The sequence below is a fragment of the Agrobacterium sp. GW821-FHT02D03 genome, from assembly GCF_059421725.1.
Map to the genome: position 1 here is coordinate 2,642,084 of NZ_JBWKVN010000001.1, position 23,114 is coordinate 2,665,197.

The window sequence follows — 23,114 nt, forward strand, 5'->3', positions numbered from 1 at the left end:
GTCATGCCTCCGTCAGTGCTGGCGCACGGCTATGGCCGGAACCGGGCTTTGCCATCAGGCAGGCGGCTGCTTGGCTAGGAGACATCTCGGTGAGCGGCGGCAGCACCCGTTGACAGACATCCTCGGCAAAGCTGCAGCGGGTGTGGAAGCGACAGCCGGGGGGCGGATCGATGGGGTTAGGCGGATCACCGGTGAGCGGCGGCGCTTCGGTGCGTTCTGCGGGATCGATTTTCGGCATAGAGGCCAGAAGTGCTGCCGAATAGGGATGACCGGTATTGCCGTAGATGGCATCGCGACTCCCGATCTCCGCCACCTTGCCGAGATACATGACCATGACCCTGTCGCACATGAAGCGAACGACGTTGAGATCGTGGGAGATGAATAGATAGGTCAGGCCGAAATCGCGTTTGAGGTCGAGCAACAGGTTCAGCACCTGCGCCTCCACCGATTTGTCGAGAGCCGAGACCGCTTCATCCAGAATGACGAGGCGTGGCTTGAGCGCCAATGCCCTTGCGATGTTGACACGCTGGCGCTGACCGCCGGAAAGCTCATGCGGATAGCGACCGGCAAAACGCGATGGCTCGAGGCCGACGCGGTGCAGCAGATCATGTGCCGTTGCAATCGCCTTTGCCGCTGGCGTGCCGTGGACCTGCGGTGCGAAGGCAATGGATTCCTCGATCGTCAATCGCGGATTGAGCGAGGCGTAACTGTCCTGAAATACCATCTGCACCTGACGGCGATAGGCAGAAAGCGGCAGGACGCCACCAACCGTTTCTCCATCGAAGAGGATTTCGCCCTGATCGGGTGCAATCAGTTGCATGAGAAGCCGCGCCGTCGTCGATTTGCCGCAACCGCTTTCACCGACAACGCCGAGTGTCTCTCCTTTCAGGATATCGAAATCGACGCCATCGACGGCGCGCACGACTTTTTTCGGTTTCAGGAAGCCGCTTCCTTTGACGGGAAAGTGTTTCAGAAGCCCGCGGGCGGAAATCAGTGGCTGGACCGGGCCACCCCTTTCTCCGATAGGCAGTTCAAGGCTTGGTGCTCCAACGACTTTCATCATGACTTCACGTCCATGGCTGTGCGCAGCCCATCTGAGAACAGGTTGAAGCAGATCGACGTGATGAAGATCATCACGCCGGGCAACGCCGCAACGAAGGGGTTGGTATAGATGGCGGTGCGCAGCGTGTTCAGCATCAGACCCCATTCGGCATCCGGCGGACGCACGCCGAGCCCGAGGAAGGAGAGACCTGAGGCAAGGATCATCGATACGGAAATCAGGCTCGTGGCGAAGACGAAGATCGGTCCGAGCACATTGCCGAGAATATGGACCCTGACGATGGTAAATGCGGGAGCCCCGGAGGCGCGGGCGGCATCCACATAATCGAGCTTGCGGACCTGGGTGGTGACGCTTTCGGCGACACGGGCGATTTGCGGGATGAAGACGACCGTGAGGGAAACGAGCGCATTTGTGAGGCCAGAGCCAAGCGCGCCGGACAGCGCCACGGCCAGCAGCACCGAAGGGAAAGCGTAGAACACGTCAACGGTGCGCATGATCAGCGTGTTGGTCAAACCGCCCGCGTAACCGGCGATGATGCCGATTGCCGAACCGATGACGAAGGCGATGGGGACCGGGATGACGCCCATGAGGAGCGACAGACGCGCGCCGTAGATCAGGCGTGAAAGCATGTCGCGTCCAAGCTCGTCGGTGCCGAGGATATAGCCGGGTGTTCCGATGGGTTTGAGCCTGCGGATGACGCTGCCCTTCGCCGGATCGTAGGGCGCCAGATAAGGCGCGAAAACGGCCATGAGGACGAGAAGGACGAGGATCCCAAGCGCCACCATGGCAACAGGATCACGACGCAGCCGCGTCAGAACGCCGCTCCAGAAGCCAGGAGACTTGGCGATTTTCTCGACGGGGATTGCGGATGCTTCGGCTATTGCGGCCATTGTCAGCTCCTCTGGATGCGCGGATCGATGGCGCTTTGCAACACGTCGACAATGAGGTTGAGAACGACGAAGAACATGGCGAGCACGAGGATGGTGCCCTGCAGGATGGGCAGGTCACGGGTGAAGATCGCGCCGTTGAGCAGGAAACCGGTACCCGGCCACGAAAAGACCGTTTCGATCAGGATCGAACCGCCGAGAAGATAGCCGAGTTGCAGACCCATGACGGAGAGAGCGGTCGGGGCGGCGTTGCGCACCACATGGCGCAGGATACGCCCGCTCATCAGGCCCTTGGCAGCCAGCGCCAGCGTGAAGTCCTGCGCGTATATATCTGCCACCAGCGAGCGGATGGTGCGGGCGATGATGCCCATGGGAATGACGGACATGGTGACCGCCGGCAGCACGAGATATTGAATATAATCCCAGCTGAAGCTGCGGCCGGCAGAGCCACCTGGTCCTCCACCCATTGCCGGAAGCCATCCGAGTGTCACGGAAAAGGTGATGACCAGCACCATGCCGAGCCAGTAATGCGGGACGCTGACGCCAAGCATCGAGATGCCGGACGCGATGCGGTCGACCCATCCACCGCGAAACACACCGGCCAGAAAGCCAAGTGTCGCACCGCCGACAAATCCAATGACCGCCGCAGACACGGCGAGAATGATCGAATTGATGGATGCATCAATGATCTCGCCGAGAACAGGCCGTCCGGTAGCGATCGAAGTACCGAGATCGCCATGCAGTGCATGCCACATCCAGATTGCGTATTGGACAGCCAGAGGACGGTCCAGACCGTAGAAAGCGCGCATTTGCGTCTGCATCTCAGCCGAAGCATCCGAAGGAAGAATGGCCGCCAGCGGATCTCCCGGAGCGATATGGATGAGCATGAAACAAACCATGCTCACGCCAATTGCCACCGGGATGACGTGCAGCAGTCGCTTGAGCGCGTAGAGAAGCATGAAACCCTCTTGATGTTCGTGGCAAGGATCGGAAACGGCAGGCCGGGCGAGAACCCGGCCCGCTATCGCTTGGGATCAGCGATCAGGGATCGACGGTGACCGGCGAGAAGTCCTGGAACCAGTTCTGTGCCTGCACGAAACCCTTGACCTTTTTCGACATGGCGCGGGGGTTGACGTCATGCGTGACCATCAGGAACAGCGCCTCATTGACGTATTTTTCGTGGATCTTTCTCAGAACCTTATCCTGTTCCGCCGCATCGAAGGTATTGCGCACTTCGGCAAACAGCGCATCCATTTCGGGATCGCAGTAATAGCCCCAGTTGGTGCCATTCGGCGGAGCAAGGTTGCACTGCGATTGACGGATCAGTGCCGTGAAGGGATCCTGAATGAAGTAGCTGTAGTTGACGGCGGTGGCGCCCTTCGCGCTTGGATCCTTGGCGCCGGCGCGCCAGATGTTGATGACCGTATTCCAGTCCGCAACCTCGTATTCGACATTGATGCCGATTTCTGCCAGCGTCTGCTGGATATATTCGTTCATCGCCAGAGGCAGCATCTGGCCCGATCCGGATGAGGAGATGACGACCTTGGTGTTGATCGGCTTGTCGGGACCGTAACCGGCCTCGGCCATCAACTTCTTGGCCTCCTCGATATTGTATTCCAGCTTGAATGTCGGATTGCCGAACCACTGGTGGCCGGGTGGCAGGTATCCTTGGGCCGGGACGGAAAGACCGCCGAGCAACTCGTTGATCCCTTCACGGTCAACGGCAAGATTGGCGGCCTTTCGCACGCGCACATCGTTCCAGGGTGAACCTTCGACGCGCGACAGATGCCAGGTCCAGTTGTGCGGGTAGGAATTGGTGACGATGTCGAAACCCGCATCCTTGAGCGATTTGACGGAATCGGGCGCGGGCGCCTCGATCCAGTCGACCTGACCGGAGCGCAGGGCGGCCACGCGGGTATTGGGTTCGGGAAGCGGCACCAGAACCAGCTTGTCCAGCTTCGGCACGCGCGCCTTGTCCCAGTAGTCCTTGTTCGGCGTCAGTTCGGCGCGCTCACGCGGCGTGAATCCATTTTCCAGCTTCCAAGGTCCCGTACCGGACGGCTTCTGAGCCACGGCATCCCAGCTTTTGCCCTGTGCCTCCCAATTCGCAGGCGAGGACATGAGGATCCAGCTCAACTGGTAGGGGAGCGTCGCATCGGGCGTTTTGGTCACGATTTCGACCGTCAGCGGATCGATGACCTTGTAGGAGGCCACGGCTGGAATACGCGATTTTCCCTGTGCCGACTGGCGCTTGTCGAATTGCGGTGAATCCGGCACGAGGATCTTGTCGAGGTTCCAGACGACAGACGCCGCGTCGAAAGCACTTCCATCGTGAAACTTCACGCCGTCGCGCAGTTTGAATGTCCACTTGGTCTTGTCAACGGGATCCACGGACCAGGATGTCGCGAGGGATGGAATGAGGGTCGAGGGTTTGTCGGCGCTCGAAAGGTCCCACTCGATCAGAGCGTTATAGAGCGTATAACCCATGAAGCGCTGACCCTCGCCGCCCTGATCGGTCTGGCCGGTGGTCAGGGGTATATCGGAGGCCGTCATGCCAATGCGGAGCGTACCTTCGGCCAGGGTTTCGCTTGCCGTGATGGCCAGAAACGCCAATGCAGCAGAGCCCATCAACCGGGCGCGGCGCAATTTCTCGATGATGCCCGCAGCTGCCGGTGTTTTTCTGAAATCGTGTGTCATGCGTTCCCTCTCGTTCGATAGGCTGAGTATGTCTCAGTCGGGATACGCAATGCAGGTTTCGTGCCAGATGATATGAAACCACAGTTTCATATCTTTTTCAGTGAGTTACGCTTTCGTTGAAGTCTTGCGAATGCTCTCCTTCCCGCGAAACCTGCTGTAATCGCATGCGGTAACAGGCGTCAGTGCCTAAAAATGGCTTGTTAGACGAAGGAGCGCGTATGTCTGCTAAAGAGGCGGGTTTACGGGCTCACGGTCGTGGAAGCTAGCTCCGGCAGAGCGGCGTAGAATGCATCGTGCAGTATGCGCGGCGGCTTATACCAGTGACGGGTTAAGAGCGAGGGAAGACACTCTACGCTTACACTACAGCATCCCCCAAAATCGGAATCGATTTCGGAAAAGCACGATGCGTGGTTGAAAGGATGAGAAGTGTCGTTAATGCGTCCAGAAGGACGCAAGGCCCTCTAAAACAGATCGAAGTCGCCAGATGCCTTGTCGATCGGCTGGGAGTGCCCGTGGCGCAAACCAGCGCCAAGTGCCTTCTGCATTTCGGCGAGCTTGACGAGGCTGAGAGCCGTTGTCACGTCCACGGCCCATTCCACAGGTATGGAGCCAGTGATGGTGTCGATGAACTCGGCAAGTCCGCGGGCCTTCTGGACCGCAAGATCGATACCCTGCAAGAGTTTCAACCCGTCATCGGTGACTGCACCATTGGTGGCCTCCAGAAGCTGGGGCTCGATGCGTTCGATCAGATAGGCAACGTCATGCAGTTCTGAGACGACCCGCATGAGGATCGTGGGCAAAGCCTCTTCAAACATTTCAGGTCCAGCACGCTCAGCGATATGCATAGGCAACTCCGTTGTCAAAAAAATTCGATATCGCTTGCCGCCGGCTTTGCAGCCGGAACCGGACGGGTTTCCAGCGCGACGGTCTTCTGGGTTTCGGCACCGCTCAATGGGTGCTGGCGCGCCCTGCCCGACACCGGCCAGAACTCCACCTTTCGGCCATGCTCTCCGCCCGTGGAGCTGCCGACCACCCGAATGCCTTCATCCTTCAAGAACTGCATCGCGAAGATTGCGTTCTGCTCCCCCACATTGGAGAAGCTGGCAATGGTCTTTGCGCCACCAAAGACCTTTGCCTCCAGACGATCACGGCGCGCTCCCTGCTTGAGCAAGCCGTTGATCAGAAGTTCCATGAGATGCACCCCATACCGGGTCGCATCTCCGCCCCCCATACCCCCTGTACCCGGCAGCAGAAAGTGATTCATGCCGCCGACGCCCGCAACAGGGTCTCTGAGACACGCAGCCACGCACGAGCCGAGGATGGTCGACAAGACCACGTCGGGATCATTGGCGATCTTATACTCGCCCTGAATTATGTGTACGCGCTTGGCTGCGGTTTCGATCATTTCAGCGATCCAAATACGGCTTCAATAGCCGCCCTCATCTTGTCGATAGAAAACGGCTTGGCCAGCACGTTGTTGGCGCCGAGTTGGGCTGCTTTCTGCACCAGAGCGCGGTCTCCCTGCGCGGTCAGAATGATGAAGGCGGCCTTCTTCGTCGACGGGTTCGTGCGAACCGCCTGAAGGAAGCCGAGGCCATCCATCTTCGGCATGTTGAAGTCGGAGATCACCAGATGGTGGGGCTGTTGCTCCATGATCTTCATGCCCTGCTCACCGTCGCCGGCGGCAGTGATTTGCTTGAAGCCAAGCTGCGTGAGCGCATCACTTAGCAGCAGGCGGCTGGTGACCTGATCGTCGACGATCAACACTTTTATCTTTTCTGCGAGAGACATTTAATCAGAACCTTCTTTTCGGGCGGCAGTTAGTTTCAGAATTTCTTCGCCGATGGCGTTCAGCGGAAGTTGATGTTCGACCGCGCCAAGCTCGTAAGCCACACGCGGCATTCCATAGACCACACAGGTTTTCTCGTTCTGTCCGACAGTGCGGGCACCGGCATGGCGCATCTTCAAGAGGCCTGCCGCACCGTCACGTCCCATCCCGGTCAGAATGGCGCCGACGGCGTTGCGACCGGCAAGTTCGGCCACTGAATCGAACAGAACGTCTACCGATGGCCGATGACCATTAACAGGCTCGCGTTCGATCAGCCTGCAGCATGGCGCGGCATGATTAACAACCTGCAAATGCCGGTCGCCACCAGGTGCGAGATAGACCTTGCCGGTCTGAAGCCGCGCGCCATCCGTCGCCTCTTCCACTACGGGCGCGCAGAGCCGGTTCAGGCGCTCGGCAAAGCTCTTGGTGAAGGTTGGCGGCATATGCTGGGTAATCACCGTAGGTGGGCAATTGATCGGAAACTTCTGCAAGACGGCGATCAGTGCTTCCACGCCACCGGTAGACGACCCAATGGCAACGATCTTGCGACCGACGCTGTAATTGGTGACCGCAACCGGCTGCGGCGCGGCCGGTCGTTCGGTCACGGCACTGCGATAGGTGCGGTGCTGCGAGCGGGCCGCTGCCTTCACCTTCTCTGCCAGATCGGGAAAGGGCTGCGCGTCGCCCGGCACCGGCTTGCCAACGCAATCGAAGGCGCCGATTTCGAGCGCGGCGAGGGAGGCATCCGCGCCGCGATGGGTCAGCGTCGAAACCATGATGACCGGCATGGGGCGCAGGCGCATGATCTTGTCGAGAAACTCAAGCCCGTTCATCTCGGGCATCTCGATATCCAGCGTCACGACGTCGGGATTGAGTTCCTTGATCGCGGCGCGCGCTTCCATGGCATTGCTTGCCTGACCGATGACCTCGACATCCGGGTCGGATTGGAGGACGGCGGAGATCAGGCCACGCATGGTGGGCGAGTCATCGACGACGAGAACGCGGGCGGGCATGCTCATGCTCTCCTCCCGGCGGACTTGCCGATGTATTTGTAGGTGGTGATGCCGGTATTGTCGAACTGCTCCTTGGCTTCGCCGGAAACGCGTTCGGAATGACCGATATAGAGGTGACCGCCCTGCGGCAGCAGGCCGGCAAAGCGCGACCAAATCTTCACCTGCGTCGGCTCGTCGAAATAGATGACGACGTTGCGGCAGAAGATCACGTCGAAGCCGCCCTTGAACGGCCACTGCGCCATCAGGTTCAGCTCGTTGAAGGTGATCAGACGCTTGACCTTGTCGCTGATCTGGTGCTTGCGGCGTCCGCCGGCATCCACTTCCTGGAACCATTGCTTGCGCATGGCGGGCGATACGGTTTCCAGCGCGCCGTCGTCGTAAAGACCGGCCCTCGCCTGAGCGAGAATCTTCGGGTCGATATCGGTTGCCAGGATCTTGAAGTCGTAGTCGGTAGCGTTCGGGAAGAGACCGAGCACGGTCAGTGCGATCGAATAGGGCTCCTGGCCATCCGAGCAGGCTGCGGACCAGATGCGAACGCGTCCGCCACTCTTTGCCCGTGCGATGAGGCCCGGCAGAACCTCGTCGCGCAGGTGATCGAAATGGTGGTTCTCGCGGAAGAAGCGGGTGAAGTTTGTGGTGAGATGCGACAGCATTTCCCGGCGGGCGGCAGCACCCTGCTCCGAGGAGACCAGGGCGCAATATTCCTTGAAGCCGGAAAGGCCGAGATTGCGGATGTGCTTGGACAGGCGCGAATAGACGAGCGACGCCTTGGTATCGTTGAGATAGATACCGGCATCCGCGTAGATCATTGCGGCGATATCCGCCAGGTCGCGACGCGTCAGCGGGTATTCGCCGCTGACGAGCACTTCATCCTGGGGTCCACGCTGTTCGTTGAACTTAAGCGCTGTCATTCATCACCAACTTTTCAGCCTGTTGCCGCGAGCGACATTTCTTGTTTCAGGGACTGGCCGCGCGAGGCGCCGACCACGGCATCCACGTCAAGGATCAGCGCTACGCGGCCATCACCAAGGATGGTTGCGGCAGCGATGCCCGGAACATGGGTGTAGTTGGCTTCAAGGGACTTGATGACCACCTGACGCTGTCCCTGGATGGCATCGACCATCAGGGCGCGCTGGCCGCCGCCTTCGGATTCCACGAGAAGCGCCACGCCATCGACCGGGTTGGCCTGTGTGGCACGGAAGTTGAGAATGCGACCGACATCCACCAGCGGGCAGAAGGAGTTGCGGATCGAGATCAGCCGCTGGTTGGAGCCGAAGGAGTGAATATTCTGCGCTTCCGGCTGCAGTGTCTCGACGATTGCCGTCAACGGCACCACAAGCGTCTGGCCCGCAACCGTGACCACCATGCCGTCGAGAACGGCCAGCGTCAGCGGAAGGCTCATGGTGAAGGTCGAGCCGAGGCCAGGGCGGGACGAAATGCTGATGCGGCCACCGAGTGCCTGGATCGAGCGCTTGACCACGTCCATGCCGACGCCGCGACCGGAGATGTCCGAAATCTTGTCGGCGGTGGAGAAGCCTGGTGCGAAGATCAGGTTGTCGATTTCCTCATCCGTCAGATTGGCATCTGCCGAGATCAGATCATTGTCGATCGCCTTCTGGCGGACGCGCTCGCGGTTGATGCCGGCGCCATCGTCCTGAAGTTCGATCAGGATACGGCCCGAACGATGCTTGGCCGTCAGCTTGACGGTACCTTCCGGGTTCTTGCCGGCGGCTTCGCGCTTTTCAGGCGTTTCAATGCCGTGGTCGACGGCATTGCGGATCATGTGGGTCAGAGGCTCGGCCAGCTTATCGATGACCGTCTTATCCACTTCGGTGTTTTCACCTTCGGTGATGAGGCGAATCTGCTTGCCGATCATGTCGGCCACTTCACGGACGATACGCGACATGCGCTGGAAGACCGGCTTTACCGGTTGCGCGCGGATCGCCATGACGCTGTCCTGAATTTCGCGCGTCAACTGCTGAAGCTCTTCCAGACCCATATTGACGGCAGAGGTGCCGGTCGTATCGTTTTCAATGACGCTCTGCGACAGCATCGCCTGGTTGATGACAAGCTCGCCCACCAGGTTGATGAGGCGGTCGACGCGGTCGAGATCGACGCGGATCGTCTGACCGGCGCTGGCGTTGTTGGCGGCATTGGCAGCGTTTGCCGCAGCGGCGGGCGAAGCTGCCTCGCGCTTTTCGACGGCAGCAGCCACGGCCTGGGTGACTTCCGTTGCAGCCGATGCGGTGGCGACAGCCTTTGCAACGACCGGCTCGTCGATGGTGGCCGGCTGAACCGCTGGCTCATGCACATCGTCTTCCAGCGCGGAAAGATCGAAGGGCACCGGAATCATCGGCAGTTCTTCATCGGCCGGTGTTTCGTCTTCGGCCATCACGATGTCGAGTTCGCAATCCCATTCGGCAAATTCGAAGACAGAGCGGATGCCCTCTTCGCCCTTGTCGGTCTTGATCGCGATCTTCCAGAAGAAATAGGCACCTTCCGGGTTCATCTCGTCAAGAGATGGCAGCGTGCTCATATCGCAATTGACGCTCATCTCGCCAATGCGGGCGAGATCGCGCAACAGCAGAGCCGATTCATTGCCCTTGGAATAGAGAGCTGCCGACGGCTTGAAGGTGATGTTGAAGGTCGGCGTCTCCATCAACGGAATGGCCGCATCCTCGAAATCGCCGAAGGAGAAGGCGATCGGCTGGAAGCCACTGTCATCTGTCGGCGCTGGCGCCGGTGCCGGCGGGGGCACGACGGCTGCCTTGGCTGCCGGCTTGGGAGCTGCCGGTTCGGCTGCGGACGGCGTGATCGTCTCACCGTTGGCCAGAGCCTCCAGTTCCTTGACGAGACCGCGGGTCCGGCTTTCATCGACGCTGCCGCCATCGCGGGAAGCATTCGTCAAATCGGCGAGAACATCCGCCGATTTCAGCATCACTTTCAGGACATCCTGATTAGGATCGAGCTTGTTGGATCGAACGCAATCGAGCGTGGTTTCGAAGACGTGCGCGAAAGCCACCAGTTCATCGAGACCGAACGCACCGGCTCCACCCTTGATGGAATGAACGGCACGAAAGACGGCATTTACGGTTTCCGGGTCGCGGTCGCCGTCATTCAGTTTAAGAAGTCCCGATTCCAGTTCGGCGAGCTGTTCCTCGCACTCCTGGAAAAAGATTTCTTTGATTTCGTTCATATCCATCGTGAATGATCCCGTATCAGGCAGTTACACGTTCAATGGCATCGATCAGTTTTACGGGGTCGAACGGCTTGACGATCCAACCGGTCGCGCCAGCCTGGCGGGCACGGTTCTTCTTCTCGGCGTCGCTTTCGGTGGTCAGAACGAGGATTGGAACGGCACGGTACTTCTCGTTGCGACGAACGCCCTCGATGAAACCGAAACCATCAAGGCGCGGCATGTTGATATCCGTGACGATGACGTCGGGATTGCAACCTTCCAGGACTTCCAGACCTTCGACGCCGTCTTCGGCCTGAATGGTTTCGAAACCGGCATTGTTGAGCGTGACCAGCAACATGTTGCGGATCGTGCGGGAGTCGTCGACTGTGAGAACTTTTTTCTTCATTCCTATATCTCCTTCGGGAGCATATGACCGATATCAACGCCGATCAGTTTAAGGGTTTTATCAAAGGCTTCAGAAGCCTTTGAAAATGTGAATTGCTTGCCATCGGCCTCCCAGGCCTTGATGCCAGCCATCAATATCTGGACGCATTGTGCGCCGACACGCTCGACCTCGGAGGCATCGACCGTAACCGGCTTGCCTCTGAGTTCTTTCAATTTTCCGTGCAAGACGGATGCTTGATTGAGGTCCAGCACAGGTGACAATTTCAGTGTCGAATGCGCTGCTGTCCTGCCTGCCATCAAATGACTCCTTGGCGTTTGTATTGTTGCTGCGCATGGCCGTAATCCATGCGCTCGGGACGCATGACGGTCGCATTGGCTCTTCTCGGCTCCGGCGCGATCGCCTCTTCGGCATAAGCCTGGCGGGCGATGCGGAACTCGCGCACCGTGCGGCCGAGTTCGAGAATGACGGTGTGAAGATCGTCGGCCTCATTCGCCGATGAGGACAGGCGCTCGGCGGCGCGATGCGCGTCGGTTCCGATGGCCTCCAGTTCGACGGAGACGTGGTTGAGGTGACCCGAATGCTCGCCCGTGCGGCGGGCGACATCGCCGATCATGTCGCTGATGCCAGAGACCTGACGCACGACACCTTCGATGGCTTCCTGGGTGCGATGGACCATGCGCACGCCTTCATCGACTTGCGTCTTGGTGCCGTTGACGAGGTTCTTGATCTCACGCGCGGCTTCGGCGGAGCGTTGCGCCAGCGCCCGGACTTCCTGCGCGACGACGGCAAAGCCGCGTCCGCTTTCCCCCGCACGTGCGGCTTCGATGCCGGCATTCAGCGCCAGAAGATTGGTCTGGAAGGCAATTTCGTCGATGGAGCCGATGATGCGGCCGATCTGTTCTGCCGATTGTTCGATATCGGACATGGCGCTGATCGCTTCGCCGACCGCCATGCCGCTTTCGGTGGCGGCATTGCGTGCCTGCGACACTGCGGATTCGGCCGCCGAAATACGGTCACTGCTATCACGGACATCGTGGATGACCGCACCGAGGCGCTGCGACGCATCGCCGAGGCGACGGGCCTGTTCCGTCGAGCCCGTGGCAAGGCCAGAATTTTCGCGCGACATGCGCTCGGCGACGGTTTGCGTCTTGTGAACGCTTTCTTGCGTGGCGGCCATCGAATGACCGATCCGCGTCATGGCAGAGTTGAACGCTTCGGCGATCTCGCGGTAGGCTTCCGGCAGTTCGCCGGCGATGCGGGCTGTTAGATCGCCGGCGGCGAAGGCGTTGAGGGCGTCGCCAAAGAGCGTTACGACCTCTGCCTGATCGCTCTCGCGCTGACGGGCAAGCTCTTGTGTGTGGCGAATGCGCAGTTCGTTGAAGCGCAGGGAGACGGCAATCTCGGTATCGACCATCACCAGCCGAACGACGGATTTGACCGCCTCGGCCAATTCCTGATGGCGCTTGCGCGCACCCGGCAGCAGTGAGCGAGGCGGATGCTGCGCAATCAGGCCTGCGAGGAGATTTTCCAGCACGACCGCACGACCAGCCACACTCCAGCGCGGATCAAGGCCCATGCGGCTTTCGGTGTCGGACAGAACCTTGACGCGTTCGGCGTAGAGCGCATCGAACCGCGCATCGGTCAGCACCGACCAGTGCGCCGTCTGCATGTCGTGCAGACGTTCGATCTGATGATCGCTCTCGAAGGATGGCGAACAGTCCGGCATGGACTGGAAGCGCACCATCAGGTCGCGAAGTCCTGCCTTCAGATGAGGCTCGAGCATGGTGCGGTAACGGCGCAGCAGATCACACTGGTCCTGATCAAGACCAGCAAAACGCAACCGGCCAGCCAGGCTGCCGCCCGTTGCCCTTCGCGAGTGATCTGTTGGCAGGTCCTGCCCCAAGTGACGTCCCCAATGTTTTACCGGCCAGACCGGCAGATGACGGTTAAGAGAACGCCAGTATCCTTGAGGGATGTCACGACATGGGCATCCGTAACGGACGCCTCACAAGCGTTAGCTGAGCCTTCTGCAACCAAACGGAATACCGGATCGACCCGGTACGGCAGCGCGGCATCATGCCTGGAAGGAGAGTCGCTCTCCATTTCGCCGTGAAATACGACTAATCTTTATGGTTAATTCCTTGCCTGAAAGTTAAGAATCTTCATTTCAGGGCATGATTATTAAAATTTGTCATTGATTTGCATTAGAGCGTGCCCTGTAGCAGGTCCTGCCTCCGGCGTTTTGGATATGTTGCCGGTTTTTCATCTTTTTCGGCCTCGCGCGCTGGACAAGCGTTGCGCCATTACCCTAAGATAATCAATATGATATTTGCTTCACGATGGCGCTGTAAAGCGTGCCGCTCACGAATGTCGAGCGGTTTGCGATGACATCGCGCGTTGAAACAAAATGCGGGAGCATATCTGAAAGATCGCGACACGGTTTAGCTGAGGCGCACATACGTAGGAGGTGACGATTTTGCCATGGATGGGACGACATCGCGGTCTTCCGCACCATCCTGTCAGGTTGATCAACCTTCTTGTTGCCGGCATGCTGGTTTTCTTCGGCACGCCTGCCTTGGCAAATTCAAGTCCCGCCCTCAAGCCGCAACGACTGGAACGATCCTGCCTCTCCAGCGAAGAGCGGGCTTTCTCAACTCTGGAACGCTCTTTCGATCAGCCCGGCCTCAATCCTTGCCGCTACGCCCACACACTGCCCGTTCACGATTTTGTTGACGCATTTTTATCCGCTCCGGGGGTGGTAACGGCATACATCAGAGCCCAGATTGGGTTCGACCCGGCGCGATCGATTTTGCATCGGGTTCAGCCCGTCCGCGTGGCTTCGCCGCGTGGACCTCCCCAAAAAGACTTCTCCTAGTCCGCCGGACTGCCGTTTCTTTGTTGGAAGGATTGGCATCTCTGGTGGAAACAGCCACGGAATATTTTAACGCCAGAGAAAATTGCCATCCTTTATGAGACTTGACGTTATCCTCCCCATTTTGATCGCTCTTCCCTTTATTGGCAGCCTTTGCACTGCCATGATGCCGCGCAATGGCGCAGCCCGGGGGCCGGCAGCCGTCGCGGGCGGCATTGCGCTTTTCGGTCTCATCTCGACGATTTTCCTCTACACCAGCGTCACCAATGGCCAGGTGCTCAAATATCACGTGGAATGGCTGCCGCAGCTTGGCCTGAACTTCACGCTCCGACTGGATGGCTTTGCGTGGATGTTCATGGTGCTGATTACCGGCATCGGTTTTCTCGTGGTGCTCTATGCCCGCTATTACATGTCGGCAGACGATCCGATCCCGCGCTTCTTCGCTTTTCTTCTGGCCTTCATGGGGTCGATGCTCGGCATCGTGCTGTCGGGCAACGTCATTCTGCTGTCGATCTTCTGGGAGATGACCAGCATTTTCTCCTTCCTGCTGATTGGCTACTGGCACAACAATGCCGCGGCCCGCGATGGTGCGCGCATGGCCTTGACCGTGACGGGCATCGGGGGCTTTTGCCTTCTCGCTGGCCTTCTGGTCTTGGGACACATCGCCGGAAGCTACGATCTCGATGCCATCATTGCCGAGGCGTCCAATGTCAAAGCACACCCGCTTTACCTCACGGCCCTCGTCCTGATCCTGATCGGTGCACTGACCAAGAGCGCGCAGTTCCCCTTCCATTTCTGGCTGCCCAATGCGATGGCGGCGCCAACGCCGGTTTCGGCCTATCTGCATTCCGCCACCATGGTGAAAGCAGGCGTCTTCCTGCTGGCCAGGTTCTGGCCGGTGCTTGCGGGCACGCAGGAGTGGTTCCTGCTCGTCGGCTTTGCCGGCATGACCACACTTCTGCTTGGCGCCTATTTCGCCATGTTCCAGCAGGACCTGAAGGGGCTTCTGGCCTATTCCACCATCAGCCATCTCGGTCTGATCACCACGCTGCTCAGCCTCGGAAGTCCGCTGGCGGCCGTGGCGGCGATCTTCCATATGGCAAACCACGCCACCTTCAAGGCATCGCTTTTCATGGCGGCCGGGATCATCGACCATGAGACCGGCACACGCGATATGCGCCGATTGAGCGGGCTTTACCGCTATCTGCCGGCGACTGCGACCCTTGCCATGGCCGCAAGCGCTGCCATGGCAGGCGTGCCGCTCTTCAACGGCTTTCTCTCCAAGGAAATGTTCTTCGCCGAGGCGATCGAGACCCATGCGGATTCGTTCCTCGACAAGGCGCTTCCCTATGTGGCAACCCTTTCCGGTGCCTTTGCGGTGGCCTATTCGCTGCGCTTCATCCATACGGTGTTCTTCGGGCCTCCGCCGCATGACCTTCCAAACCCGAAACCGCACGAGCCGCCGCGCTGGATGCGCTTTCCGATCGAGTTTCTCGTGCTCGCATGCCTGATTGTCGGTATCGTGCCGAGCCTTTCGGTCGGCCCCTTCCTGCACACCGCCGTGGTATCGGTTCTTGGTCCAGAAACGCCCTATTACAGCCTGGCGATCTGGCATGGTTTCAACCTGCCGCTCACCATGAGTATCGTTGCGCTGATCGGCGGTGTCGCGATCTATGCGCTTCTTGGAGATTACTTCTCCAAATGCGATGACGGTCCGCCGATCTTCAGGCACTTGAAAGGCCAGCGCATCTTCGAGCGCATCATCGTCACCGTCTCTTGGAAATGGGCGCGCTGGCTGGAGAGCACGCTTGGCACGAGGCGGTTGCAGCCACAGTTGCGCATCCTTATCTTCGTCGCGCTCGTTGCCGGATTCTCGCCGCTGGTATCATCGCAGTTCTCGCTCACCCTTCCAAGAGTTACCTCATTCGATCCGATCTTTGCGGTTCTCTGGGGCATCGGCATGATTGCGGCCATGGGTGCTGCCTGGCAGGCAAAGTATCATCGGCTGGCCGCGCTGGTCATGCTCGGTGTTTCCGGTCTCGTCACCTGCCTGACCTTCGTATGGTTGTCCGCGCCGGATCTTGCCATCACGCAGTTGCTCGTCGAGATCGTCACGCTGGTGCTGATCCTGCTTGGCCTGCGCTGGCTGCCGAAGCGCGTGGTAAAGGTCGATAACAACAACGAACTGCCCGCGCAGCTTCGTCGTGGCCGCGACTTTCTGCTCGCCGTCTTCTGCGGCATCGGCATGACGGTGATTGCCTATGCGGTGATGACGCTGCCGGTGCCCAACACCATTGCCAACTACTTCCTTGAGCGGGCCTATAGTGAAGGCGGCGGCACCAATGTCGTCAACGTCATCCTCGTCGATTTCCGCGGTTTCGATACGATGGGCGAGATCGCGGTTCTGGCGATTGTCGGTCTGACCGTCTTTGCCCTGCTGCGTCGTTTCCGCCCAGCGCAGGACAGTGTCGGCCTGCCTGAGCAGCAGTTGATCCAGAATGCCTTCGATGCCGAGAGCCCCGAGCGCAGCAAGGGCGATACGGTGCGCGACTATCTGCTGGTGCCGTCGGTCATCATGCAGTGGATGTTCCCGGTCGTCATCACCTTCTCGATCTTCCTCTTCATGCGCGGTCATGATCTTCCAGGCGGTGGATTTGCCGCAGGCATCACCATGGCGATTGCCTTCCTGATGCAATATCTGGCAGGCGGTACCCGCTGGGCGGAAGATCGTATCCGCATCCTGCCGTTGCGCTGGATGGGCTTCGGACTGTTGATGGCAGCCTCTACCGGGATGGGCTCGTGGTATTTCGGCTATCCGTTCCTGACCTCCTACTTCCAGTATACGGAGATCCCCTACATCGCGAAGATGCCGACAGCGTCTGCCCTGCTCTTCGATCTTGGGGTCTTCTCGCTCGTGGTCGGCTCCACGGTTCTGATTTTGATAGCACTGGCGCACCAATCACTGCGTAACTACAAGGTACGCACACCCGACGCCGCCAAAGCGGAGGATGTGTAATGGAACTCATTCTAGCCATCGGCATCGGTGTGATGACAGGATCGGGCGTCTGGCTCATTCTGCGTCCACGAACCTATCAGGTCATTGTCGGCCTCTCGCTGCTGTCCTATGCCGTCAACCTCTTCATCTTCGGGGTGGGTGGCATCAAGACAAACGCGCCGCCGGTTTTGCTGGACGGCGTTTCCGTGTCGCAGCTGGCCGACCCTGTGCCTCAGGCGCTTGTTTTGACGGCCATCGTCATCGGCTTTGCCACCACCGCACTCTTCCTCGTGGTGCTCCTCGCCGCGCGCGGTCTGACGGGTACCGACCATGTGGACGGGAGGGAGAGCAAGTGAACTCATTCCCATCCCACATCGTGATCGCACCCATTCTGGTGCCGTTGATCACCGGCGCGATCCTGCTCTTCATCGACGAGCGCAAGCGCAAGACGAAGGCAGCGATCAGCTTCATTTCCACGCTGGTTCTGCTTGCGGTCTCCATTGGCCTCTTCATCGAAGTCAATTCGACGGTAAACACTGAAATCGCCGCGATCATCTCCACAGGCGTCTATCTTCTCGGCAACTGGCCTGCCCCTTTCGGCATCGTGCTGGTGGCGGATCGGCTCTCAGGGTTGATGGTGCTTCTTGTGTCGCTGCTGGCGATCCCGTCGCTCGTCTATTCGCTGGCGAAGTGGCACAAGTCGGGTGCCCATTTCCATTCGCTCTTCCATCTGATGCTGATGGGCGTGAATGGCGCGTTTCTGACCGGCGACCTCTTCAACCTCTTCGTTTTCTTCGAAGTCATGCTTGCGGCATCCTACGGTCTGCAGCTGCATGGCTCGGGTCAGTTGAGAGTGAAGGCCGGCCTGCATTACGTCGCGATCAACCTCGTTGCCGCGCTGTTCTTCCTGATCGGCGTCAGCCTGATCTATGGCGTGACCGGCACACTCAATATGGGTGACCTGGCACAGCGCATTGCGGGCCTTAATCCGGACCAACGCATGCTGCTGCAAACGGGTGCGGCCGTGCTCGGCATCGCCTTCCTCGTCAAGGCCGGCATGTGGCCGTTAAATTTCTGGCTGCCTGCCGCCTATGGCGCAGCCTCTGCTCCTGTCGGCGGTATTTTCGCGATCATGAGCAAGGTCGGCATCTATGTCATTGCGCGGCTTTCCTTCCTCCTCTTCGGCCAGACGGCGGGGGATTCTGCCGGTTTCGGCCATGATGCACTGCTGATCGGCGGTATTGCCACCATCGTCTTCGGCACGATCGGCGTGCTGGCCTCCCAGGCGCTTGGACGTCTTGCGGGCTTTTCGGTGCTCGTCTCTTCGGGAACGCTGCTTGCCGCCATGGGCACGGGTAATCCGATGGTGGCGGCAGGTGCGCTCTACTACCTCGTCAGCTCCACGCTGACCATCAGCGCTTTCTTCATGCTGATCGAACTGGTGGAACGCGGCCAGGATGCCGGTGCGAACGTTCTTGCCGTGACCATGGAAGCCTATGGCGATGGTGAGGAGGAAGAGGAGCAAGAGGAGGTCGGGGTGACGATGCCCGGCACGATGGCGGTGCTTGGTACCTGCTTTGCCGCCTGCGGCATTCTGCTTGCCGGATTGCCGCCACTCTCGGGCTTCATCGCCAAATTCTCAATGCTCTCCGCCATCCTCAATCCGCAAGGGATGGGTGCTGACACCGAAATCTCGACCCTCTCCTGGTGGCTTGTGTTCCTCATCGTTTTCTCCGGCCTTGCGGCTTTGATCTCGATGACGCGTGCCGGCATTCGCACCTTCTGGAGCTCTCTCGAAGGCACGGTTCCGCGCGTCTTCGTCATCGAAATCGCGCCTATCATGCTGCTGATCGGTCTGACACTTGCGATGACCGTGCAGGCTGGGCCTATCATGCGATACATGCAGGAGACCGCACGCATTCTCGACCTGCCGGAAAGCTACATCCAAGGCGTGATGACGGCGCCGCGAGCCGGCAATCCTGGGGAGGCAGCGCAATGATCCGCCGCATTCTCCCCTACCCGCTGTTGACGCTGTCGCTGATCATCTTCTGGATGACGATCAACAGCTTCTCGCCTGGGCATCTCGTGCTCGGAACAGCCGTGGCGCTCATCGCCTCCTGGTCGATGGCCTCACTTCGACCAGCAAAGCCTCGCATCCGGAGTTGGAGCGCGGTGGTGAAGCTGACTTTCATCGTGCTTTACGACATCATCCGGTCGAATATCGCAGTCGCCACGCTCATCCTGTTCGGGCGCAAGAGAAGCAGCAAGTCCGGCTTCCTCACCATCCCGCTCGACATTCGCGATCCGCTTGGACTTGCAGTTCTGTCCATCATTTTGACAGCCACGCCGGGCAGTGCATGGCTGGAATACAATTCCTCCCAGGGTACATTGCTGATCCACGTGTTGGACAATGTCAGCGAGACGACCTGGATCAACCTCATCAAGAACCGATATGAAAAAATGCTGATGGAGATATTCGAATGAGTTCGATTATCCTTTTCTGGTCATTCTCTCTGGCCCAAATCTTCCTGGCAATTGCCATGTCGATATCCGTCTATCGCATCGCGATCGGCCCCCGTGCGCAGGATCGCGTGCTTGGCGTCGATACGCTCTATGTCAGCTCCATGCTGCTTTTGATGACCTTCGGCCTACGGACCGGCAACGATATCTATTTCGAGGCCGCACTTCTGATGTCGATCCTGGGCTTCGTCTCGACAGTGGCCCTTTCCAAATTCCTGATGCGTGGTGAGGTGATCGAATGATCAATGCTGGCGAATTTCCGCTCTGGGCGGCCATTCTCGTTGCCTTCTTCGTCCTGCTCGGCTCGTCGCTGACGCTGATCGGCACGATAGGCTTTGCCAAGCTGCAGAGCTTCTATGAAAGGCTGCATGCGCCGACACTGGGCACAAGCTGGGGCACGGGCGGCATTGCCATGGCGTCCATCATCTACTTCTCGGTGTCCGGCGGCCGCTTCGTCTTCCACGAAATCTTCATCGGTATCTTCATGACCATCACGACGCCGGTCTCGCTGATGCTCCTCGGCCGCGCCGCCCTTTATCGCGACCGCGCCGAACAGAACCCGAGCAAGCCGGACAGGCTGTAACAGCTAGAAGGACGGCGGACGCGGCAGTTTGGCCGCGCCCGTACTGTTCGATCAGACGCCGCTTGCCGGAATTCCCGAGCGCTGCACCTTGCGCGGCGCGGTCAGTTCCTTCCAGGTGGAGAGAGCTTTTGCCGGTGCCGTGAGCGGCGGACGGGAAACGAAGCGGCCGTGGCCTTCCTGGCTCTTCATCGCGCCTTCCTCCACGGCCACCTGACCGCGCGTCAAGGTAAAGCGCGGCAGGCCCATGACCTCCTTGCCCTCGAAGACATTGTAATCGATCGCCGATTGCTGGTTCGTAGCCGTGATCGTCTTGGCCAACGCCGGATCCCACACGACGAGGTCGGCATCCGCACCCACTAGGATCGCACCCTTCTTGGGATAGATGTTCAGGATCTTCGCGATATTGGTGGAGGTAACGGCAACGAATTCGTTCATGGTCAGGCGCCCGGTGCTGACGCCGTAAGTCCAGAGCATCGGCAGCCTATCTTCCAGTCCGCCGGTGCCATTCGGAATTTTGCGAAAATCTCCAAGACCTGTGCGCTTCTGCTGCGTGGTGAAGGCGCAATGGTCTGTCGCCACGCATTGAAGCGAGCCCGCGGCAAGGCCAGCCCAGAGGCTGTCCTGATGCGCCTTGCTGCGGAAGGGCGGAGACATGACACGGCGTGCGGAATGATCCCAGTCTTTGTTGAAATACTCGCTCTCATCAAGCGTCAGATGTTGGATCAGCGGCTCGCCATAGACGCGCATGCCTTTCTGCCGGGCGCGGCGGATGGCTTCGTGGCTCTCCTCGCAGGAGGTGTGGACGATATAGACGGGGCAGCCCGCCATATCGGCAATCATGATCGCACGGTTGGTGGCCTCGCCTTCCACCTCCGGCGGGCGGGAATAGGCATGCGCCTCCGGGCCGTCATTGCCTTCCGCCATCAACTTCGCCTGCATCTGCGCCACCACATCGCCGTTTTCGGCATGGACGAGCGGAAGCGCACCGAGTTCGGCACAGCGCTGGAAGGACGAGAACATCTCGTCGTCATCCACCATCAAGGCGCCCTTATAGGCCATGAAATGCTTGAAGGTGTTGATGCCCTTGTCGCGAACGATCGTCTCCATCTCGTTGAAGACCTGCTCGCCCCACCAGGTAATCGCCATGTGAAAGGAATAGTCGCAGGCCGCACGTGAGGTCTTGTTGTCCCACATGGTCAGTGCTTCGAGCATCGACTGGCCGGGGTTTGGCAGCGCGAAGTCCACCACCATGGTCGTGCCGCCGGCGAGTGCGGCGCGCGTGCCGCTATCGAAATCATCGGCCGAATACGTGCCCATGAAGGGCATTTCCAGATGCGTATGCGGATCGATGCCGCCCGGCATGACGTAGCATCCCGTCGCATCCAGTTCGCTACCGCCCCTGAGGTCTGGTCCGATCTCGACGATGACGCCGCCCTCGATGCGGATATCGGCCTTATAGGTCAGGTCGGCGGTGACGATCGTCCCGTTCTTGATGATGCTGCTGCTCATGGCTGTTCCCTTATCATTGCGTTCATGACCGGCACCGCCTCCCGATCGGTTCCGGCTTCATCTTGCGTCTGTTTCGCCGCCACACCCCCCCGTGTCTTTCCGCACGGCGTGGGCGCGCGACCGAGCTACTGCACCACGCCTGCCGTTTCGACGACCGCATGGAACAGCACGTCGCAGCCGGCAGCAGCCCATTCCTTGGAAATCTCTTCAGCTTCATTATGGGAAAGACCGCCGACGCAGGGGCACATGATCATGGTCGCGGGCGCGACTTTCGCCGCCCAACAGGCATCATGCCCGGCACCTGAGATGATATCGCGATGCGAATATCCGAGCTTCTCCGCCGAACGGCGGACTGCGTCGACCAGAGTGGTGTCGAAGGTGACCGGATCGAAATGGCCGACCGCTTCAACCGAATAACCGACGCCGATGGCGGCGCAAATCTCAGCCGCCTCTGCCTCGATCCGCTCTCGCATGTGGTTCAACTTGGCAAGATCAGGAGTACGAATGTCGACGGTGAAGACGACTTTACCGGGTAAGACGTTGCGGGAATTGGGCGAGAAGATCACCTGGCCGACGCCACCGACCGCGTCGGGCTGGTTCTCCATCGCCACGGTCTGCACCATCTCGATTATCCGCGACATCGCCAGTCCCGCATTGATGCGCATGGCCATCGGCGTGGAGCCGGTATGAGCCTCCTTGCCGGTCAAAGTGAATTCAAGCCACCACAGCCCCTGGCAGTGGGTCACGACACCGATCGTCTTGTTCTCGGCTTCGAGGATCGGTCCCTGTTCGATGTGATATTCGAGATAGGCGTGCATCTTGCGCGTACCGACCTCTTCCTCGCCCAGCCAGCCGATGCGCTGCAACTCCTCGCCATAGGTCTTGCCTTCCGTATCCTTGCGCGAATAGGCTTGCTCAAGCGTATGGACGCCGGCAAAGACGCCGGAGGCGAGCATGGCCGGCGCAAAGCGCGCGCCTTCCTCATTCGCCCAATTGGTGACGACGACGGGATGCTTGGTGCGGATGCCGAGATCGTTCATGGTGCGTATGACCTCAAGGCCTGCGAGAACGCCCAACACACCATCGAACTTGCCGCCTGTCGGCTGGGTGTCGAGGTGCGATCCGACATAGACCGGCAGAGCATCAGGGTCTTCGCCGGCGCGGGTGGCAAACATCGTGCCCATCTTGTCCACGCCCATCGTCATGCCCGCCGCCTCGCACCAGGACTGGAACAGGGCGCGGCCTTCGGCATCCGCGTCGGTCAGGGTTTGGCGATTGTTGCCGCCGGCGATGCCGGGGCCGATCTTCGCCATGTCCATCAGCGCATCCCAAAGCCGGTCGGCATCGACTCGCATATTTTCACCGGGCGCAGCCATAGCGTTTTCCTTCCATTGCTTTTGCCAGCATTCAGCCTGCTCGGCCAATACTGTACGTCGTTCCCATCTTTGGCCTCTTCGGCCTTTCTTGTTTCGTGCCGTGTTTGCCACGGTTCCGGCGCGCATACAGTGGACGACTGGAATTGTCCCGACGTTCTTGTTTTACGATTCGCCAGCTCCGAAGATACAT

The 23,114-nt window shown here is 59.4% G+C and carries 21 protein-coding genes; 6 read left to right on the plus strand and 15 right to left on the minus strand.

Features of this window, described 5'->3' with window-relative positions:
* Position 1 precedes the first annotated feature (1 nt).
* From AC07U5_RS12565 to AC07U5_RS12625, 13 genes are all read right to left on the minus strand, one after another.
* Positions 2-1,063 (minus strand): ABC transporter ATP-binding protein, encoded by a 1,062-nt coding sequence (locus AC07U5_RS12565; protein WP_130977259.1) that lies wholly within the window; start codon positions 1,061-1,063, stop codon positions 2-4.
* A complete protein-coding gene (locus tag AC07U5_RS12570; RefSeq protein WP_443269088.1) occupies positions 1,060-1,950 on the minus strand; it encodes an ABC transporter permease in 891 nt (296 codons plus the stop codon). The genes AC07U5_RS12565 and AC07U5_RS12570 overlap by 4 nt, the downstream gene beginning before the upstream one ends.
* 2 nt (positions 1,951-1,952) lie before the next feature.
* Positions 1,953-2,906 carry an ABC transporter permease gene (locus AC07U5_RS12575; RefSeq protein ID WP_062425095.1) on the minus strand — a complete coding sequence of 318 codons (954 nt, stop codon included), beginning with the start codon at positions 2,904-2,906 and terminating at the stop codon, positions 1,953-1,955.
* An 82-nt stretch (positions 2,907-2,988) separates the two neighbouring features.
* Complete coding sequence (locus AC07U5_RS12580; protein ID WP_274101078.1) at positions 2,989-4,575, minus strand: ABC transporter substrate-binding protein; 1,587 nt, start codon at positions 4,573-4,575, stop codon at positions 2,989-2,991.
* A 530-nt stretch (positions 4,576-5,105) separates the two neighbouring features.
* Positions 5,106-5,489, minus strand: a complete 384-nt coding sequence (gene cheT, locus AC07U5_RS12585) for a chemotaxis protein CheT (protein ID WP_062425093.1) — start codon at positions 5,487-5,489, stop codon at positions 5,106-5,108.
* A 14-nt stretch (positions 5,490-5,503) separates the two neighbouring features.
* Entirely contained in the window at positions 5,504-6,049 is a 546-nt protein-coding gene (gene cheD, locus AC07U5_RS12590; RefSeq protein ID WP_062425092.1) for a chemoreceptor glutamine deamidase CheD, read from the minus strand.
* Positions 6,046-6,435: a chemotaxis response regulator CheY2 gene (cheY2, locus tag AC07U5_RS12595; protein WP_062425091.1), complete on the minus strand. Its 390-nt coding sequence runs from the start codon at positions 6,433-6,435 to the stop codon at positions 6,046-6,048. The genes cheD and cheY2 overlap by 4 nt, the downstream gene beginning before the upstream one ends.
* Positions 6,436-7,491, minus strand: coding sequence for a protein-glutamate O-methylesterase CheB (gene cheB, locus AC07U5_RS12600; RefSeq protein ID WP_443269084.1), 1,056 nt, complete (start codon positions 7,489-7,491; stop codon positions 6,436-6,438).
* Positions 7,488-8,396: a protein-glutamate O-methyltransferase CheR gene (cheR, locus tag AC07U5_RS12605; RefSeq protein WP_113178580.1), complete on the minus strand. Its 909-nt coding sequence runs from the start codon at positions 8,394-8,396 to the stop codon at positions 7,488-7,490. The genes cheB and cheR overlap by 4 nt, the downstream gene beginning before the upstream one ends.
* A 14-nt stretch (positions 8,397-8,410) precedes the next feature.
* The gene (locus AC07U5_RS12610) at positions 8,411-10,687 is read right to left on the minus strand and encodes a chemotaxis protein CheA (protein ID WP_113226547.1); all 2,277 of its coding nucleotides are present in this window, start codon (positions 10,685-10,687) and stop codon (positions 8,411-8,413) included.
* Positions 10,688-10,703: 16 nt separating this feature from the next.
* Positions 10,704-11,069, minus strand: a complete 366-nt coding sequence (gene cheY1 / locus AC07U5_RS12615) for a chemotaxis response regulator CheY1 (protein WP_062425087.1) — start codon at positions 11,067-11,069, stop codon at positions 10,704-10,706.
* 2 nt (positions 11,070-11,071) lie between these two features.
* A complete protein-coding gene (locus tag AC07U5_RS12620) occupies positions 11,072-11,365 on the minus strand; it encodes an STAS domain-containing protein (protein WP_062425086.1) in 294 nt (97 codons plus the stop codon).
* A complete protein-coding gene (locus tag AC07U5_RS12625; protein ID WP_274100907.1) occupies positions 11,365-12,972 on the minus strand; it encodes a globin-coupled sensor protein in 1,608 nt (535 codons plus the stop codon). The genes AC07U5_RS12620 and AC07U5_RS12625 overlap by 1 nt, the downstream gene beginning before the upstream one ends.
* Before the next feature lie 1,066 nt (positions 12,973-14,038).
* Here AC07U5_RS12625 and AC07U5_RS12630 point away from each other — a divergent pair.
* From AC07U5_RS12630 to mnhG, 6 genes are read left to right on the plus strand one after another with little or no spacing between them, the layout of a single operon-like run.
* On the plus strand, positions 14,039-16,957 hold the full coding sequence (locus tag AC07U5_RS12630) for a monovalent cation/H+ antiporter subunit A (protein WP_062445468.1): 2,919 nt from the start codon (positions 14,039-14,041) through the stop codon (positions 16,955-16,957).
* Positions 16,957-17,292: a Na+/H+ antiporter subunit C gene (locus AC07U5_RS12635; protein ID WP_062425083.1), complete on the plus strand. Its 336-nt coding sequence runs from the start codon at positions 16,957-16,959 to the stop codon at positions 17,290-17,292. Before AC07U5_RS12630 ends, AC07U5_RS12635 begins: the two co-directional genes overlap by 1 nt.
* Positions 17,289-18,935, plus strand: coding sequence for a monovalent cation/H+ antiporter subunit D (locus AC07U5_RS12640; RefSeq protein WP_494723157.1), 1,647 nt, complete (start codon positions 17,289-17,291; stop codon positions 18,933-18,935). Before AC07U5_RS12635 ends, AC07U5_RS12640 begins: the two co-directional genes overlap by 4 nt.
* Positions 18,932-19,420 carry a Na+/H+ antiporter subunit E gene (locus AC07U5_RS12645; RefSeq protein ID WP_062445473.1) on the plus strand — a complete coding sequence of 163 codons (489 nt, stop codon included), beginning with the start codon at positions 18,932-18,934 and terminating at the stop codon, positions 19,418-19,420. Before AC07U5_RS12640 ends, AC07U5_RS12645 begins: the two co-directional genes overlap by 4 nt.
* Positions 19,417-19,698, plus strand: a complete 282-nt coding sequence (locus AC07U5_RS12650; protein WP_062425080.1) for a K+/H+ antiporter subunit F — start codon at positions 19,417-19,419, stop codon at positions 19,696-19,698. Before AC07U5_RS12645 ends, AC07U5_RS12650 begins: the two co-directional genes overlap by 4 nt.
* Positions 19,695-20,039, plus strand: coding sequence for a monovalent cation/H(+) antiporter subunit G (mnhG, locus tag AC07U5_RS12655; protein ID WP_062425079.1), 345 nt, complete (start codon positions 19,695-19,697; stop codon positions 20,037-20,039). Before AC07U5_RS12650 ends, mnhG begins: the two co-directional genes overlap by 4 nt.
* Positions 20,040-20,090: 51 nt before the next feature.
* Here the strand turns inward: mnhG and hydA are convergent, their stop codons facing one another.
* Together hydA and AC07U5_RS12665 are read right to left on the minus strand one after the other, a co-directional pair.
* Positions 20,091-21,548, minus strand: coding sequence for a dihydropyrimidinase (gene hydA, locus AC07U5_RS12660; protein ID WP_494723158.1), 1,458 nt, complete (start codon positions 21,546-21,548; stop codon positions 20,091-20,093).
* A 125-nt stretch (positions 21,549-21,673) separates the two neighbouring features.
* Positions 21,674-22,924: a Zn-dependent hydrolase gene (locus tag AC07U5_RS12665; RefSeq protein ID WP_494723159.1), complete on the minus strand. Its 1,251-nt coding sequence runs from the start codon at positions 22,922-22,924 to the stop codon at positions 21,674-21,676.
* Between the last annotated feature and the right edge of the window lie 190 nt (positions 22,925-23,114).